Genomic DNA, 18009 nt, shown 5'->3' with positions numbered 1-18009 from the left:
TTCCTCTCATTCGGGCACTCACGTGTCGGCAGTTTATACACCGCACCGGCCCGCAGGACCTGAACTGGCTTCACATAACCTTGGGGTGGGACGGGGATTCCTGCCGATGAACATTGCACGGGCCAGTTCTGGAGTTAGCAGGCATGCGATGGTGCAGGCACTATTCCTGCACTCAGGGGGATGACCATGACCAAGCTCGACCCCGCATGGCTGGAAGCCTTCGACAAGGAGCTCCTCCACCTGTTCGCCATCGACCATAGCGACGCCGGCATGGATGAGCACCTGCTGGGCTGCTACGCAGACCTCACGCCGCGCGAGGCGGCGCTGGCGTTCGGTAGCGACTACGACCTGGAGCGCGACGATGCGCTGTGGCCTCGGCCGGGCGTGGCGCTGCAAAGTTAAGCCGTGTCGCAATTGGCCAACTTCGGACCTCAGCCATGCGGGCGGATTGTCGCTTTCGAGACCCCGACCCTCTGCAAACCGTGCTTTTCAATGCGCATTCGGGCGGTAACTTAACACCGGCCGAAACCACTGCACCGCAACGGTTCTGCCGCGCGCGCGCCGTGCAACAATGCCGTAAGCGTCAGCATTTGCGGCCTCTGCGGCCTACGGTTTCTTGGCATCTCGCAACCATGCGAGTACACCTTGGGGGGCCACCGGAAAAGGGTGGCGCGGGACTCGAAAACCCGTGTTTATGCCAGCTGTATGCGCTTGCCAGCCGACGTCACCTTTTATGTGGCGTCGGCTGGCAATCCGTTCGCGTTCCATGGCGGGCGGTGCGTGGGGGTCTTCGGACCCGCCGGTCTGGCATTTACCGGTTTTCGAGCCCGCACCGTCCGCCACCTTTATTGGTGGCGCTGCTATCTGTCATGTACGGAGCATTGCCATGAACACATCGGACTTCCGTTCCCTGCACGCGCAGTACGATCCGGACAACGCCGAAGCCGAGCGCGAACCGTCCGTCGATCCCAACGCCTTCGTCGCCACGCTGCGCCGCATCGGAACCGGTGCGGCTGCGGACGGCCAGCCTTGGCTGGAGCGGCATCAACTGCCTGGGCGGTGTCTTCAGCTGGCGGACGCGGATTGCGCGCTTGCCGGGTTACGCGTGGTGGCAGAGCTGATGCTGGCTGCGGAGCGGACCCGGCAGAACGGCGCGCCCGAGGAGTATCTGGGGGACCGTGTGATGGAAGGGTTGAAGATGGCTTGTGTGGCGTTGACTGCGCAGGTGAGTGAGCGGTTGCAGGTGCGGGAGTAGAGCTGGCGGTTCCCAGCACCAAACGCAATTAGGAGCGCCGTTGATGGTGCCTAGCGGCTAACGGCGCTTCTCCGTTCGTCATCGGCCCCCGTTCTAGCGTGAATGCTCGCAATACCTCTACATTCCCGCGCGCCAAGTACGGCGCCCGGTCTTCAAGTTCACAGGGAGGTCTCCAGCACCGAGTTCGCAGATGTGCACGCGTTCCCTCTAGCTTACTGCGGTCTACCTTTTGTCCGGCCTACGTCTGCCGGACAAGAAGCTCTTGGGCGGGATTCCTGAACATATCAACCGCCCAGTTTCATGACGTCCTGCAGGTGGCGCTGACGGCATAACGCATCCACGAGTCAGGCCATTAATGACGTCGCATGTCGTTTACGGCACACTTTCCCCGAGACATCATGAACGGTCAGGGGGACGCTGTGATTGGATGGACCGAGGACGAGCTGGCCGCCGCTGTTGAGGCCTATCGCGGCATGGAAGAGCGTCTCGCCAGCGGATCAGACATTGGTAAGGCCAAGGTCTATCGAGAACTGGCTACCCGATTTGGGCGCTCGGTCAAGGCTTGGGAGTACCGGATGCAGAACATTTCTCATGTACTGGACCAAGCTGGTGAGCCCTGGTTGCCGGGTCTCCGTCCCGCTGCGAACGTTGGGACGAAGGTTGAGCTGCAGCTGGCGAAGCTGCTAGCGGTTTCTGATGATGCGACTACATTCGTGGCCGGCCCCACGAGGAATTCGTTGCAAAGGACGGCCAGAGATGCCGAAGTTGCAGGCGAATTCGCTTCAGCGGATGAGGCCGACGAACTGCGCCGGGTGGTCGCCGCGATCACACAGCGACGTGGTCAGCCAGCGTTCCGCAAGTCTTTGTTGGCAGCGTACGGCAGTCGCTGCGCAATGACAGGTTGTGATGTGGCGGATGCACTCGAGGCGGCCCATATTCGGCCCTACTCTGGCCAATCTAGCAACCTCGTTAGCAACGGGCTATTGCTGCGCGCTGACGTCCACACGCTGTTTGATCTGTATCTCATTTCGGTAGATCCGGCCTCACTCCGAATGTGTCTGGCCCCCGAGTTGCAACGGTCTAGCTATGGCGAGCTTGAGGGCAAAGCGCTAGCTGTCCCGACGTCGGTGGACCAGACCGCTAACCCGGACTGTCTGGCCTGGCATCATTCGCAGTGCTGGTGGATTTAGGGGCAGCCCCCTCAGTGGCTTGAGGGGGCAGAACTACAAGATGCAATCGCGTACCTGCCTCAGCTTGACCGAACCTTCCCCAGCTTTTGTTCAAAGTAGGCGAATGACTGTTCATCAGATACAAGTATCACCAGACGTGTCCTTGCCCTCGTGCATGCAACATAAAGATCTTCTAACGCGAAGTATCTTTCACCGACTTCCGGCGAAATAGCATCCACGACAACCACGCAGTCTGCCTCAATTCCCTTGAACGCCTTGACCGTTGAGAAAAGTGCCTTCTGGGGATGCTGAAGCTCTCCTATGTCCTCAGTCAAACCGATACCATGGCCAATACAACTACCAGACATCGCTGAATCTGCCATCACTCTCGGGCTAAGTATAGCGACGCTGTTATTGGAACTTTCCTTCCATTCCTTTGCGAACTGGAAAGCACGATTGGCCATTTGCTGCCTTCCCATCTTCTCCACGACAACAGCGACTCCGTCTGGCATGCCGGGCATCGACGCAACTTCACTACCGACATAGGCATTCGTCGCCTTGTTGATAGCCACGGTATTCCGGCAATTGTGAGATAGCCTGTACAAGACATCGGCATCAACGTGCTCTTCCGCATTGCGCTTGTACAAATCCTGTTGCTTATCCATAAATGCCGCCCACCCTCCCCTGTTCTTCTTGAAGGCCTGAAGGGCGATAAGCTGATCCACACTGAGATCCTGCGCTTCATCCACGATAACGGCATCGAACTTTTCGTCGTCGTCCCATGCCGATACCTGATCGAATACTGCATTTGGAAGTATTGCGCGGAAGAACTCACTTAAATTCCCACTCCCTCTCGCAACACCTGGGCAGGTCTTGCCAAAAAAGCTATCGACACTATGAATATACTCTTTGAGACCTGGATTCTTCAGCCGCAATGATTCAGCTAGGTTCTTGTTGTAACAGGCGTAGAACCCTCTCCCGCCAGCATCGATTGCCGACTGCAGATGCCACATGGCCAGAATGGTCTTCCCGGAACCGGCGGGTCCAACCACGGCGACGGAAGGCAACTCAAATAGCCCCTTCAGGGCACTGAACTGCTGGTGCGTCAAGCGCTCGATGGCATTCTTGTCTTCACTCACCTCCTTGGCGCCATCGGCAGGCACGATACGGAACTCCGAGCTGGTCAGCACTTTCGCCGCGGCTTCTTGCACGCCCAGAGTGAAGTTCTCGCCAATGCTCTCGCTCCCCTTGGCAAGCAAGGCCCCCTGAACCTTAGCCTGAAGCCGCCCCATGTCTTGCCTGGTGGCTAGCGTAGTGCCGTCAACCAAACCCGGCACAGCGTTGGCATGCCCATTGGGATAAATCACTAACCAACCAAACAAGCCAGGGAACGAGTCCTTCCATCCGTTGGCGTCACAAAGTAGTCGCTTGAGCTCATGGGCATTCAAAGTTGCTTGCTCCACCGGCGAACGCCCAAGATCCACCCAGCGCCCAGCTTCAAGGCGTTGCCAACCCGACTCGGTCACCCTTATCTCGCGCGACCCCTTCACCTCAACAATTAGCATACCGAGGTTAGGTACCAGAACCACGACGTCAGCCTCCCCGTCCATGACTGGACCGTTTCCCCTGCGTTTGGCCCACCGAACACCGGGTATAACCAACCAATCTGCCGGAGCCTGCCACTTTAGGGCAACTACGACTTCCCTCTCGGCGAAGTCCAAGGGCAACTTGCCAAATACCTTTGCCACTCGTTAGCTCCCATCTTTCTTTCTAGCTACGACGGCAATGCCGTGGCCAGCCGCTTCGGCCAACTTCAAATGTCCGTCATCCACACCAATGCGCTTGATCCGGCGGTTCGGGCCGGCAACCGTCACCTGCAGGCGATAGACGCCACCATGACCTTCCTGAGTAGCCAACCAAGTACCGGATTCACCGCTAATGGAATTGAGGTCCTGCGGACCTATTCTCTCCCACGACATGCCGCCCCATTGAAAAGCATCGCTGGGTGCCAAGGCCATGATTTCTTCGAAAGTCATGCCAGGCTGTGTAGGCACGGCAGGCCTGGCCACTCTCGCCGTCGTTGAAGATGCATCAGTCAAGCCAGATGCGGTATCGACCAGAAACGGGGGCTTCTCGCCCAAAAGCTGCGAGCGCACCCATGCCATGCGCCTCGACAGGTTGAACGTGTCCACCAGACAAACCTGCCTGCCCCCCTTACCACCGGCCGCAGCGATGAGTTCGGCCACCCCATTCAGCCGCCCTGGGAGGCTCGCCCACAGCGGATGAATGACGCCAACGAACATGTCACCTGTTGTCCATCCTGCAATCTTGCCCCCTTCTTCAAGTCGCGAATCCGGGAACGCACTGCAATAGCTGCGTGCCAATGCCAAAGCTTGCGTCATAAATGCAGGTTCCATGCCAGGTGCATGGTTTTCGTCCTTCAAGCAACGGAGCAAATCCAGACCAAGCTCGCAATCCAACAGGCCATGTATGTGCCGATTGCGGAAGCCCTTCAGTAATCGGTCCGGCGATCGCCAACTGTCACCCGAATCATTCGCCTTCCTCTCCTCTACGACTCGGCGGCCGAATTCACCGGTCTCGCCAAGGCAGTCATCCAACAATTCCATCCAGTGGTCTCTGGCCCAAGCAACGATGCCGGCACCGTTAGCATGGGCATCGGCAAGATATAGCTCGCCTTCGCCTGGCTGCAAACCATGAATGGACGCGATCTCGATATCCATGGAGTCCACGTCGAGCTTCAGGGCAATGGCCCGCTGCAGAATGGTGGCTGCGGAGTACCACGCCGCTCGATGGCGTGTCGCAGCATGAGGCGTGTCCAAGTTCCAATTAAAGAACTCGATGCCATCACGTGCTTTCGAGCTAATCGCCAAAATGTCCGTGATCTTTGGCGATGACAAGGCCACCTTGTACTCACCAGAACTCCCAGACTCATCAAGCTTAAGGATGGATTCCACATCCTCAGATCGATTCAGCCACTCGCCTCTGGATGACCGAATACCTCTAGCCAAATCGAAGGAGAAAAGGCGATTACCGCTCGCCTTGCTCTTCCCGTTCGTGTTGATGCGCATGACCTGCTGCTGTGATCCGAACGAAATGCACGCTCCAGCAAACTTATCTATCTTGGGATCTAGCAGCGCAGGTGAAGCTATCGTGGTTCTGCCAGATCGACCAGAGAAATCCCCTTTCCCTGGCTCATGAAATTTCAGGTCGGTGGCATACGCCCTCGGCACCACGGCGGCGTATCGCCACGCCACTCCACCACATGCTGAATTTTGGCAATCAACTTGGCCAGGATTTAGATTTCCTTGCAAATCATCTCGGATGCGCTCAACGAACAAAACCTTGCACTTCTCGCAATGAATGTACTCATACACGCCAAGTACCGCCTGATTGACAGCCTTCCACTCCTTGCCTCGTTTCTGAATGTCCCCAACAAGCGCTAGGGGCCGCAGGGTCCTCTTGTCCCAAGTGCGCTCGGAGCCGGGAGCAAAATCAGCCACGGCTTGATCAGCCTGCCTATCTAAGGCCATGGCCCTTTCGTTCGTCCGGTCCAGATCAAAATACAAGGGCTTGACGGTTGTGGGCATACCAAACATTGGAAGGATGCCTGCCTCGGCCAAGCGTGCCGCCAAAGTCATTGCCGTAAAAACCGGATCCTTGCACGCTTTAGCAACTCTACCTGGCAAATCCAGTACGCGCCTTGACAAGTCTTCCGGACTGATCTCGCTTGCGACGCTCAATACGCTTGCGATGCCTTGGATTCGCTCCATCTCCTTGCTCAACCAGACCGCGATCTCTCGCACCAAGGCAGACGGATCATCGGGAACCATGCCCATCTCGCCATGCGTATCCGGGTCTTCAGCCGTGTCTACCCAAGCTGCCCTATCCTCTTCAAGGAAAAATTGCCGCAACAGCTCCTTGGCCATCAGGCGGTCGGCTAGAACCTGCTGGCCCTTAGTCATCGCTAGACCGGGCTGTGGCGGCACCCCCCCCGTCATCTCCCCTGGATGATCGAAATGCAGGCGATCATGCGTCTGTCCACGAGAATAGGTAAGCACCACGGCAAAGGGCTGACCCGCACGACCAGCGCGACCAGCTCGCTGCTGGTAATTGAAACGCTCTGGGGGCATATTCGCTTGCAACACGGCTTGTAGTGAGCCGATATCCACGCCGACTTCCATTGTAGTAGTCACCGACAAGAAGTCGATCTCATCCACCAGTGGCATAACATCGCGCTCGCCAATGTCGCGGACCTTTTCGCAGTCAAGAAAGATGCCACGGAAATGTCGCTGGCGCTGGGCCTGGTCTTGTGTTTGACCAGTCAACTCTTCCGCGTGTAGCCGGAAAAGCTCACCTTCGCCACCGTAGTAATGGCCCGAGCGAATTTCGTCACTGGTTGGTCCTTTCGCCTCCGCTGTCAGGTCATGGCAACAGCGGGAGCAAACGCCGGCAGACGCATGCCAATGGATCTGCATGCAGCGCTCGCACTGCCAACTGCTATCAACACCGCCGACAACCTTGACGGACGTCGACATCAAGTTGACTACACCCCACTGGTGACCAGCACTCTTGAGTGCCCCACGCACCGCGCCCCGGATGGTCTCGAATCCAGTCCCAGACTTCTTGGAGACAGCTTCAAGATAGGAGCGAACCCGCTTTTTTGCCGCGCCCCAAGACTTGTCATTCGGAGAGTCTTCTTCCCACTCTTCGTCAGGCTGGTTGCCCCAAGGGCTTGGGTCGATCTTGTACTGCTCAGTCAGAATACGAATTACGGAATGACATGCCTGCGCGAAGCTCTCGGCCTTCATCCCGGAAGGTGCCTTGCTTCCAACGCCAGGACTCAGGCCCAAATGACCAATGCCACGCGCTTCCAAGTCGTAAAGCAAGCGACCTGACAGTGCACTCCAACCCCGCTTCTTGAGTCGGCGATTCAACTCCTTCGCCTCTTCCTCATGGGTTTGCGATCCTCCGATACGGCGCACATTGCCCGCCATATCGAGGACAGTCGTCCAATCACGCGGCTTGTTCTTGTCCCCAACGATGCGATCGTGATACGAGGCGCCTCCTGGATTTGTCCCAAGTCCCACGAAGACCTTCCACAGAACAGGCAATACCTCATCGCGATTGGGCTGCGCGAACAAGGAATCGAGAGGCACCCAACCCGGCTTGGCACTTTCCAGTCCGTCTAGCTCCAGCTGGAATGCGGGGTCAATGCCCCGATTCTTCTTCCGTTCAGCGATCCCAATGAAGTCGTCAAGCGTGCTTCGAACATCCTGCGGAACTTCCAGGTTCTCGAGGATCTGGTCGGCCTGTTTAGCGTGCCCCTCGTTAATCAAATCCCAGAATTGCTTCTTCAGAAGATTCAGGCTTAAGGATGACCTTTGCCTCAACTCGGAGTGCAACATGGTGCGGAGCAAGTGGCCCCAATGCTCTGTCTCCACGTCCAAGGCTAGCTTCGCTGCTGATTCGCGGCTATCCGAAAATGCCACTAGCTTCCGCCTGTCCCCTGCCGGAAGCTGGCCGACCAGCGAAGTCGCCAACATGTGCGAGACCTTCGACAAGCCAGTCGCGAACGCACGAATCGGAGCGAAGCGTCCGCCACGCTTCTCAGAATAGTCGATGCCGCAACTTGGACATCGCTGCGGCATGGCAGGAATGACGTCGTGATCCCCAGCCTTCATATCAAGCCAATAGCAAGGCAGCCCATCTGCCTCGCCTCCATCCAGAGTGACGACGCCAGAATCCTGCTGGATTCTAGCTATCCTCCATTCTGCCTTCCGCTTGATCCCGGAGCCTCTCTCGAAGCCGACTTGATCCCAAGCCCCATCGGTACCCGAGCCATCCTTGCCCATCCATACAACTCCTAGGGAGTCATACGATTTGGCATCCGTACGCCCATCAGTAGAGCCCTCCGGCAGGCCATCAATGTCCGATGGCAACGCCGTTAACTCGAATCGCGTCCTGGTTTTCCTCGCCGGGCCTTTCGTTGTCTCCCGAAATTCGGTCTTGTTTCCGCAAAGCAGCTGGGTTCCGCAACATTCGCAGTACAGGACCTCTAGGACCCGGCCCATTCCTTGGCTGCCGGCGTTCAGGCTTGGCTCCGGGGAAAGCGTGCCGACCAACCGTTGCGGGTCCTCCGAGATATCTACTGGCCTGATCGTTGCCCACAGCCCGTCGATGTTGCGTGCCATCCAATGGAACCGGAAGCGCGGCAGGGCACTTTTGAAAGGTTCCTTCTCCGAAACCTCGGCCAGCATCAGGAAGAGACCCTCAGCGGCCTTGGTCCTGTCTTCCTCCCCCAAGCGCGGGAACCAGAATCCCGCAACATTGACCAACGAAGTCGCTATTAGCCTGTTGTTGTGAAAAAACGGGGCAAGCAATCGCTCTTGCCACTCCCATTCTTTAAGCAATGCACTGGCAGCAAGCGCTGGCTCCCTCCATTGCCCAGCCTCGTATGCAGATACAAGGCCAATCAATTCCCGTGCGACTTCGTCACCAAGATCAGCCGAGCTACCAGGAGCAAACTTGGCTTCGCCCTTTTCGATGTGGAAGACAGCCTTAGCCTCATTGCCGCGACCAATACCGAAGAACTGCCCGAGAAAATCGTAAGCCTCCTCGCCTTCAAGTGATGCACTGGACGCAAGAATGTGCAGTTGCTTATGGCCAGGCGAAAGCCCTAGCCTATCCAATAGCAACCTAACTAAATACGCTACTTCCGTGCCCGCGGATTGACGATACAAATGGAGTTCGTCGACGACGAGTTGAAAGACGTGCTTCTCGTCCGCGGCGAGCCAGGCTTTGGTTTTCTCAAAGATATCTGCATCGGCCGTGTCGTTGGCATACTCGGCATGCTTATGACGCATCAGCATGATGGATAGCATGCTGGTGTTTGTGACCAGGATATCCGGAGGGTTCTGTTGCATCTCCCAGCGGTGGAACATCTCCCCGGAATCGATCAAAAGGTTTGGCACAAATAGTCGAGCCTGAAGTGCCTTCTCGTATCTGGACTTGGCCTCCTTCACCTCATCCTCAGCGGGCCTGTCTTGATGATCAACGGGGAGTGCACCCAGCTTCTCGGCCAACGATTCATATTCGGCCTTCCTTCGGACGACTAAGGCATCGATTGCCTCGCTCTCCTCAATTGCCTTGTCTATGGCGCCGTTGCACTCGTCGATCTTGCTTCTATTCCTCTTTCCGCTTGTATCGATTGGGTGGCCGGAAACCGGAGTACTACCGTTGTATCGACCAAAACGTATCCGGTTTCCTCCCAAAACCTCGTCCAAGGCCGCCCGGACCGGTGAAGAGTCCAGAGCTTTTCGCAACCTTGACACTTGATCCTCTACCAATGCGTTCATTGGGTACAGTACAAGTGCTCGCACAGCAGCTGCGCGCGACTCGCGGCGCAGACGATTTCTTTGTACCTGATGCCGGACACTTCTTTCCGGCCATGGACTGGCAAAGGATTTACAACCAGCCCAAACATCTACCCCCTCTCGAATGATCGTGCCCAGCACTGGCAACAGGAAGGATTCGGTCTTACCTGAGCCAGTACCCGTCACCACCACGCAGTGCTTTCCCGCCATGGATTCCATGAGCATGCGCTGCTGATGTTTGTACAAGGGAAAATCGCCATCGAAAAGCCCGGCACCGACGATACGTTTGAATGCATCGACACCTGCTTCGTCCATGCCCGGAAGATCTCCAGTCTCAAGATCTTTCAGAATCTTTCCGGATGCATATGCGGGAACCGGCTCCAAATAGGCGTCCTGAAACAGGACTCCACTCTTCTTAAGCAGTGTCTCGCGATCCATCTCGAAGCTTCGAGAATTGCTCTTGAACGCGCTCTGGATATAAAGGCGAATTCCTTCCTTGATTTTCTCGTATGCTTTGACCGGGTTATCCATCGCATTGTCCTTGTCTTATTTGCCTTTCGAAGAAATTGCCTTCATGACGGCAGTCGGAACGTTGTCATAACGCAACCAGACTCCGCCTCCAACGCCTTGACAGAAGCGTTCATCAAATTGAAAAAGCACCGTATCAGCATACTTTATCCCGAACTTGATGTCCGTTCCGTCCTCCCATGCATCTAGGCGATATTCGACTGGAGGAGAGCCGCTACACAGAAGAAGCGCGCGATCAATCACAACGGGAAGTCGCAACTTAGCTGGCACATACAAGTACTTCTTTTCTTGATCATGGAAGACAGGGGCACGACCAAAGCCTCGCGCGACAGAACCCAACGCGATCCATTTCGACCACTGCTCGTCAAGTGCAAATGACGTCCCTTGCCGCGAGACAAACATACTTCTGTGCCACCCCTTGCGCCGCGCATCCTCAAACTTGTAAAGAACAGCCTCATCTCGGCCTTCAGGAGGGGAAGGATGCCCGGACTTGATATCCATATAGCGAATTGCATGTGGATCGAACCGCCTGAGCCTCATAAATTGGATGGATTCACTGAGCTCTTTGGTCTCGGCCAGCATCGCGGAGCGGACGTCGCGTTCCGTGGCGGCCCAATCAGCAATGGCTAAGCCTTGCATCGGCAACAGACCCAGCCCGATCGGATCTAGCCGTTGCTTCAGCAAGGTTGCCGCCATCTTGCTCCTCAGCCTCAAGACCGGGAGTGTGCCCTCTTCACTCAGGCCGAAATCGTTCTTGAGAATTTCCCAAGCCAAAGACTCCTCGCAGAGCCCCTCCCATTGGCTTAGGTTCAACGTACCAAGCAACCCCAGAACATCCCATCCATCGACCTTCAAGGGCATTAGGTAGGCTTTCGCGGGCACGGAATGGACGTATTCGAAGCCGCCGTCCTTACCACGCTCAAGTTCAATATATCCACGACCCCAAAGATCGAGAAGCACCTTCCACGGCGCCTGAGTGCTCCCCGCCCTTGCTAAAAACCTGTCGAGCTTTGACTTGGCACGCCCGTATGAATAGCCACCCGTGCTGGCGAGTGAATCCAGGAACCGCACAGCCGGGCTGTTCCTAAATTCTTCAAAGGCCACTGGCTTCCCTACATCCAGACGCGACCTTGAACTTGCTATCACTTCGTTACCTCGCCCCCTCTCGTGCACGCGTACGAGATGTTCTGGCAATCCTCCACGCAGGCCTTCTACTCCCCTAACAATCCGTCCGAATCGATCCATGCAAGCTGCTCCATCCTCTGCTGTGGTTGCGGCAGTTCGACTGCGAACACGCAACGAGCAGCTCCCTCTCTCCTTGCCAGTTCCATCCCGTACGAAAAACTTGAATTCCCCGCCCTCCTCAAACGCAGCGGGAAGTCCGTAGCACCTGGTAACAACAGCATTCCCGTCACGTCCTGACGGGCTGGCTCTTGTTAGGGGGATGTAGGAATCTTGCTCCAACTCAAGATCGTCACGCCCTACAACTCCAACCCGCCACTCTGGAGGCCCTCTATAGAGAACATTAGGTAGGTCGTAGTGCAAGTATCCGCCCTCACCCTTGCTCCCACCTTGCAACACCAGCAACCTGACTCGCCTGCCACTGGGCTCCACGATCATGCGCTGCTCGTCCGTTAGGCGTTCGCAAGCTTCCAAGTAGTACATCGCCCAGTGAGACGGCAAACCTTCCATCTCGTCAGGCTTATACGGACTAGCGTCGGGGCAAGCAGAAATGAACAGTGCATGCGATTCATCACTTACGTCCGGAAACAGAACAACCGCTGCGCCATACTCGGGCCATCCGCTGTCCCACAGCTCGTAGTTCTCGTCGCCATTCTCAGTAAGCACTCGGGCTGTCCGGGCCAGCTCGACAGGAAACGTGCCTCGAAGAGTCTTCAGAGTCAACGAATCCTGCATTAGGAAGGATTTCGACTCTTCGACGGAAAGGGGCAAGGCCCATCCACCTAACCGGTGGCGCCGCATCGACACGCCCGTCAGCGTAGCCTTGTCGCTAGGCTCGTCCAGTGACTGGGCGTCTTCAACCTCGGCAAGATCGATTGCCTCGTCTTCAACACTGATAATGACCCGCCACGGAAGTGATTCACCGGGGCCGAGCGTGAGCCCGAATCTCACTCCGCTTCTATTCTCAGCTCGCTTGCCTGCTCGACCACCCTTTGCTTGGTCTTGATCAATCTGGGGCCCTTTCCACTCACTCAGGACGTCAGCCAGCCGCGCCTCGAGTACGTCACTATAGTCAGGATCAAATGCCGCCTGGCGAAGCCCCCTCGATACACGCGAGCTATCTGCGCGAACCTCTTCCAGAACATCCTCAAGTCTGGTGGCAGCCTTGCCGTGCCCAACTTCCAGTCCAAGTCGTTCGAATATTTCGTGCAGCACCAGGATGTCACGTGCGGCAATCATGATCTGGGACTTGGCGAGACCAACGAACTGATGCGCTCCTAAACTACGAAAGGTGAACTTTCCGTAACGCCCGCCGGTGTCTTTTGTCCACTTCTCCAGGTCTGCCCAAGCGACTTCCGTGCGGCTCATCTGGCTAGAGCTCCAATTCGGAGGCAGCCCTAGGTCTTTGCGCAAACGCGCGTAGTAGCCGGCCACGTCGGCGACAGCAGCACCTCTTGCTAGTGCTGCCAGATACGGCAGGTAGGTCGGTGCGGAATTTTCAATTGCCCCACCTGGCTTGAATTCGAAATTGTGTTTGCCCGGGTCCGTGTATCCCAACGCTCGAGGCGCGCTCCTTCTGCGTCGCTCAACGAGCTCCCGCAATCTCGACTCAATTGTCGGCGGTTTGTGCTTCCACTTCCAATCCGGCCCTGCCTTGACTGCCTCAAGGAACCCCACATCCCCGCCCAAGCCCTCACCTATTTCATCCAGCACGTCAGGCGAAGTACTAATGAAGGTCTCCTTGCCTATCCGCCCCGGCCAGAAGAAGTGCTCCAAGAGCCGCAGGTTCCAAGCTTCGAATGCATTCATATCCACGGTTTAGCAATCCCCCTCCCCAGATTGCGAAGCATCGCCACGCGTCCCTGGGCGAAAAACCAAACAAGCGGAGCCATATCCGCACTACATGGCTACCTACAATCTATTTCCACGAAGAATTTTGGCTAGGTGTTCGCCAATTGCCCGTCCCATTGGCACGGGAACGGCGTTCCCAATCTGCGTGTACTTCGGCAATTCCCGAAAGTGGATTCCTTCAAGCGGGTTGCCTGCGCGACGAAGCCCACCCGTAGTTCGCTTGCCCTTGAATTGGTACCAGTCAGGAAATCCTTGCAAGCGAGCCCATTCCCGGACAGTCAGTGTGCGGGGCTGCTCGTAATGCACGTAATCATCCGGCAACGAAGTTGCCGTGATCGACGGGCCAGTTGCCCCCCACTCTCGCGGAAGCACGCGTTGTGAAAACTTTCGTGTCGCCTCGAAGTCCATGCCATCGATCATGGCTTTGAACTTCTTGACCACCTTTGGGTGGTGTTTGCTGTATTCGTGCTCGGTTACTGGCGATCCTTTTCCGGCCACGCTCTTACCATCGGCAGACGTTCTGAAGTTTCGCTGCGTTTCGCTCATGACTCTTGAGGGATATTCGGTCGTCTTCCCACCACTTTCTTGGTGATCTGGATCGACGAGATCCCCCAACAGCTCAACGAGTGACGGCCACGATCCAGGACGTCCGGTCGGCAGGAAGCCACTAGATATGCCAGTCCCATCGATCAAATCGACCTCTTCCTTTCGCGTAACGGACCCTGCTATGTCCTCACGAATTCCTACGAGCATGATCCTAGGCCTATTTTGCGCAACGCCATAATTCTTGGCGTAGACCAACTCCGCAGCGAGCCTATATCCACCTATATTGATGAAGGCCTTCTTTACATCCTTCCATATTTCGCCACTTTCACCATCAGAAGTCCAACGCCCAGTCAACAGGCCACGAACGTTTTCAAAAACGAAGGCTCGCGGCCGGAGGTGGCTTATGATGCGTGCCATATCTTTGAATAGATGATTCGACGGTAAGTCTTCCTTGGCAACAGAATACGAGCGCCGATGCCCAATACCTGAGAAGCCCTGACACGGAGGCCCTCCGACTACGAGGTCAATCTCACCGTGGGCAATCCCGAATTCGGATTTGAAGCTACTTTCGAGTCTTTCGAGGTAGTCCCTCTTCGTCATTCTTCTCGCATCGGTCGAACAGAATTGGTTTATCCATTTTTCTTCATCCAGACCGCGAGCGAAGTGTGGATGTCGATCTACTCTGTTGAAAACATACGTACCGCGCGCGTCGGCGTTTATTTCATTGACGAATATCGGGGTAAAGCCCGCTTGTTCCAACCCAAGGCCAAAGCCACCGCAACCCGCAAACAAATCCACGACGCTCAAGAAGTTTTTACGCAAGCAAATCCCCCAGAGTATCAATCCCTAGCCACGAATCGTGTAAGACAGAATTCGCGCAACCAGGCTGGCTAAGGCCCTAAGGCCACATTCCGCGTCCTATTTATTAGCCAACTGGCATTTCCATATACGGGTGACCCGCAACCCCGCCGCCTCCAGACTATAACGGCCTGCAATAGAATGAGGGCGACCACTTGGCCGCCCTCGCATGCAAAACCCAATCAAACCCCAACAGGATTAGCCTTCTCCGGATCAATCTTGTACTGCTTGATCGCCCGGGCCACATCCTTCGCGGTCATCTTCCCTTCCTTCGCCAGCGCCGCAATCGCGGCATGCGCGATGTAGTAGCGATCCACCTCAAAGAACCGACGCAGGTTCGCACGCGTATCCGAACGGCCGAACCCATCGGTACCCAGCACGGTGTACGACATCGGCACGAACGCGCGGATCTGGTCCGCATACGCACGCACGTAGTCGGTGGCGGCAATCGCCGGGCCCTGGCGGCCTTCCAGCAGCTCGGTCACGTAGGCCTTGCGCTGCTCACCTTCCGGATGCAGGCGGTTGGCACGTTCCACGTCGAAACCATCGCGACGCAGTTCGTTGAAGCTCGGGCAGCTCCAGATATCGGCGGTCACGCCGAAGTCCTTGTCCAGCAGCTCGGCCGCAGCAATGGCTTCGCGCAGGATGGTGCCCGAACCCAGCAGCTGCACGCGCAGCTCGCCCTTCTTCGGCTTGCCGGCGTCGGTCAGCAGGTACATGCCCTTGACGATGCCTTCGGCCGCGCCTTCCGGCATTTCCGGGTGGGTGTAGTTCTCGTTCATCAGGGTGACGTAGTAATACTCGTCCACCTGGTCTTCCATCATGCGCTTGGTGCCGTGCTGCAGGATCACCGTCACTTCGAAGCCGAAGGTCGGGTCGTAGCTGCGCACGTTCGGGATGCCACCGGCCACCAGATGGCTGAAGCCATCTTCGTGCTGCAGGCCTTCACCGTTCAGCGTGGTGCGGCCGGCGGTGCCACCCAGCAGGAAGCCGCGGGTACGCATGTCGGCGGCCTGCCAGGCGATGTCGCCCACGCGCTGGAAGCCGAACATCGAGTAGTAGATGTAGAACGGCAGCATCGGCACGTTGCTGACCGAGTAGCTGGTACCGGCGGCCATCCACGAGCTGATCGCACCCGGCTCGCTGATGCCCTGCTGCAGCACCTGGCCGCTCTGGTCTTCGCGGTAGAACATCAGCTGGTCGGCGTCGACCGGCTTGTACTTCTGGCCGAACGGCGCGTAGATGCCGATCTGGCGGAACAGGCCTTCCATGCCGAAGGTACGGGCTTCGTCGGCCACGATCGGCACGATGTGCGGGCCCAGTTCCTTGTCACGCAGGGTGATGTTCAGGCTCTGCACGAACGCCATGGTGGTGGAGTAGCTGCGCTCGCCGCTGCTCTTCAGCAGGCGCTCGTACGCTTCCAGCTTCGGCGCCACGAAGGTCTTGTCGGCCTTGCGGCGGCGCTGCGGCAGGTAACCGCCCAGCGCGGCACGGCGTTCCTGCAGGTACTGCACTTCCGGCGAATCCGGGCCCGGGTGGTAGAACGGCACCTGGCCGTCGGCCAGCTGCGCGTCGGTCACCGGAATGTTGAAGCGGTCGCGGAAGTGGCGCACCGCTTCGTCGTCCAGCTTCTTGGTCTGGTGGGTCGGGTTCAGCGCCTCACCGGCGCTGCCCATGCCGTAACCCTTCACGGTCTTGGCCAGGATGACGGTCGGCATGCCCTTGGTGTTCACGGCCTGGTGGTAGGCGGCGTACACCTTGTGCGGGTCGTGGCCACCACGGTTCAGGCGCCAGATGTCGTCGTCGCTCAGGCCGGCGACCATCGCAGCGGTTTCCGGGTACTTGCCGAAGAAATGCTCGCGGGTATACGCGCCGCCGAAGGCCTTGCAGTTCTGGTATTCGCCGTCGACGGTTTCCATCATCAGCTTCTTCAGGACGCCGTTGGTGTCCTTGGCCAGCAGGGCATCCCAGTAACCGCCCCACAGCAGCTTGATCACGTTCCAGCCGCCGCCACGGAACACGCCTTCCAGTTCCTGGATGATCTTGCCGTTGCCGCGCACCGGGCCGTCCAGGCGCTGCAGGTTGCAGTTCACCACGAAGATCAGGTTGTCCAGGCCTTCACGGCCGGCCAGGGCGATGGCACCCAGGGTTTCCGGCTCGTCGCTCTCGCCGTCGCCGATGAAGCACCACACCTTGCGGTCGGACTTCTCGATCAGGCCACGGTTTTCCAGGTAGCGCATGAACTGCGCCTGGTAGATGGCGGCCAGCGGGCCCAGGCCCATCGACACGGTCGGGGTCTGCCAGTAGTCCGGCATCAGCCACGGGTGCGGGTACGAGGACAGGCCACCGCCGTCCACTTCCATGCGGAACTTGTCCAGCTGCTCTTCGCTGATGCGGCCTTCCAGGAAGGAACGCGCGTAGATGCCCGGGGCGCTGTGGCCCTGGATGAACAGCAGGTCGCCCGGGTGGTTCTCGCTCGGGGCGCGCCAGAAGTGGTTGAAGCCCACGTCGTACAGGGTGGCGCCGGAGGCGAACGAGGCGATGTGGCCGCCCAGGTCACCCGGCTTGCGGTTGGCGCGGACCACGGTGGCCATCGCGTTCCAGCGGATGATCGAACGGATGCGCCATTCCAGCTCGGCGTTGCCCGGGCTCTTGGCCTCGAACTGCGGTTCGATGGTATTGACGTATTCGGTGGTGGGAGAGAACGGCAGGTAGGCGCCCGAACGACGGGTCAGTTCCACCATGCCTTCCAGCAGCTGATGCGCGCGCTCGGAGCCCTCGACATCAATAACGGCCTTCAACGACTCGATCCACTCCTGGGTTTCCACAGGATTCGGGTCGTTGTTCAGCACCTCGTTCAACCAGTTCATTAGCGCTCCCATAACCGCACGCACGCGCGCGACTGTTGTATAGATTTCTAGACCGCAAAGTGTAGCGCACCAAGGGCTTTCGTCACTTGGCTACGCAGGCGTATGGATGCAACCGGCCAGTGTCCGCAAGGGGCTTGCCGCGCCCGCTGACGGCCCTGCGGCGGGCCTTGGCGGCTGCGCGGGCTGTCGCTTGCGGGCCGCTGCGCCCATGTGCAGGACGCAGTGTTACCGCTGCCGATGACGGTTGTAGGGCAACTCCGGCACCGCTGTAGGGGCGGTTCGGGCAACGGTACTGAACCGGCGACAACATGTCGCACCTGCCTCTGGATCGGTACCGGCTGCGGGTCCAACGTGGG

Annotated in this window: 8 protein-coding genes; 3 read left to right on the top strand and 5 right to left on the bottom strand. The window is 57.7% G+C overall.

Annotated features, from left to right (window positions below; all coding sequences use genetic code 11):
- Positions 1-186 precede the first annotated feature (186 nt).
- From AC5P53_RS15730 to AC5P53_RS15720, 3 genes are all read left to right on the top strand, one after another.
- Complete coding sequence (locus AC5P53_RS15730; protein ID WP_172412177.1) at positions 187-402, top strand: hypothetical protein; 216 nt, start codon at positions 187-189, stop codon at positions 400-402.
- Between the two features lie 484 nt (positions 403-886).
- Entirely contained in the window at positions 887-1255 is a 369-nt protein-coding gene (locus AC5P53_RS15725) for a hypothetical protein (RefSeq protein ID WP_241887780.1), read from the top strand.
- A gap of 365 nt (positions 1256-1620) precedes the next feature.
- Entirely contained in the window at positions 1621-2445 is an 825-nt protein-coding gene (locus tag AC5P53_RS15720) for an HNH endonuclease (RefSeq protein WP_241887779.1), read from the top strand.
- 59 nt (positions 2446-2504) lie between these two features.
- On the opposite strand, the gene AC5P53_RS15715 is transcribed toward AC5P53_RS15720, so the two are convergent.
- The 5 genes from AC5P53_RS15715 to aceE form a co-directional block, all read right to left on the bottom strand.
- Positions 2505-4172: an NERD domain-containing protein gene (locus tag AC5P53_RS15715; protein ID WP_241887778.1), complete on the bottom strand. Its 1668-nt coding sequence runs from the start codon at positions 4170-4172 to the stop codon at positions 2505-2507.
- Between the two features lie 3 nt (positions 4173-4175).
- Positions 4176-10349: a DEAD/DEAH box helicase gene (locus AC5P53_RS15710; protein WP_241887777.1), complete on the bottom strand. Its 6174-nt coding sequence runs from the start codon at positions 10347-10349 to the stop codon at positions 4176-4178.
- Positions 10350-10364: 15 nt separating this feature from the next.
- Positions 10365-13343 (bottom strand): hypothetical protein, encoded by a 2979-nt coding sequence (locus AC5P53_RS15705; protein WP_241887776.1) that lies wholly within the window; start codon positions 13341-13343, stop codon positions 10365-10367.
- 96 nt (positions 13344-13439) lie between these two features.
- Positions 13440-14723, bottom strand: coding sequence for a DNA cytosine methyltransferase (locus AC5P53_RS15700; RefSeq protein ID WP_241887793.1), 1284 nt, complete (start codon positions 14721-14723; stop codon positions 13440-13442).
- A 242-nt stretch (positions 14724-14965) separates the two neighbouring features.
- Complete coding sequence (gene aceE / locus AC5P53_RS15695) at positions 14966-17653, bottom strand: pyruvate dehydrogenase (acetyl-transferring), homodimeric type (RefSeq protein WP_012478970.1); 2688 nt, start codon at positions 17651-17653, stop codon at positions 14966-14968.
- Positions 17654-18009 lie beyond the last annotated feature (356 nt).

This window comes from Stenotrophomonas sp. YJH_SMC_82 (assembly GCF_059368875.1).
The sequence above is the reverse complement of the archived record's forward strand: the minus strand, read 5'-3'. Positions and strand labels throughout refer to the sequence as shown.

Excerpts from the sequence above, each read along its gene's own strand:
- AC5P53_RS15730 (WP_172412177.1), top strand. The coding sequence starts at position 187 with ATGACCAAGCTCGACCCCGCATGGCTGGAAGCCTTCGACAAGGAGCTC.
- AC5P53_RS15725 (WP_241887780.1), top strand. The coding sequence starts at position 887 with ATGAACACATCGGACTTCCGTTCCCTGCACGCGCAGTACGATCCGGAC.
- AC5P53_RS15720 (WP_241887779.1), top strand. The coding sequence starts at position 1,621 with ATGTCGTTTACGGCACACTTTCCCCGAGACATCATGAACGGTCAGGGG.
- AC5P53_RS15710 (WP_241887777.1), bottom strand. The coding sequence starts at position 10,349 with ATGGATAACCCGGTCAAAGCATACGAGAAAATCAAGGAAGGAATTCGC.
- aceE (WP_012478970.1), bottom strand. The coding sequence starts at position 17,653 with ATGAACTGGTTGAACGAGGTGCTGAACAACGACCCGAATCCTGTGGAA.